This is a genomic window from Flagellimonas olearia, from assembly GCF_009184425.1.
In the GTDB taxonomy this organism is placed as follows: Bacteria; Bacteroidota; Bacteroidia; order Flavobacteriales; family Flavobacteriaceae; genus Flagellimonas; species Flagellimonas olearia.
In genome coordinates this window covers 1-433 of the sequence record NZ_WELG01000061.1, presented here as the reverse complement: position 1 = coordinate 433, position 433 = coordinate 1, and the positions used below count along the sequence as shown (strand labels likewise).

Below are 433 nucleotides of genomic sequence, written 5' to 3'. Positions count from 1 at the left end.
AGAACGCCTTACTGAAGCTGCTCTATGCCGGTATACTCAAGGCATCCGAGCGCTGGACCCACCCGGTGCAGAACTGGAATCTGACGCTGTCACAGATGGCCATCCACTTCCCCGAGCGCCTGGACAAATACATCAGCCTGTGAGGCTGCTGGCTGTGACACAGAGTTTTGAACACCCTCTAGACAAACGGTCGAGGATTACAGCTCCTCACCGTCGTCCACCCAGCCATCATCTTCAAGGCACTCTTCCAAGCTTTCCATTAACAGCCTTTGTTCTATGCGTTCTTCCAAATAATCATCCATTGCCTTTTCTTCCTTACCATTTCATTTGTTGTCCAAATGATTAGACAGAAGAAAAGTGACAAGTTCATGAAAGAAAACGCCAGGCAGGAAAAATCTGGATGTAAAGAATCACGAAGGGAGGGACGCTTACT

General features: G+C 48.5%; 1 pseudogene. It reads left to right on the top strand.

Annotated features, from left to right (window positions below):
* Positions 1 to 143: pseudogene (locus F8C76_RS19220) on the top strand (IS256 family transposase); the annotation flags it as partial.
* Between the last annotated feature and the right edge of the window lie 290 nt (positions 144 to 433).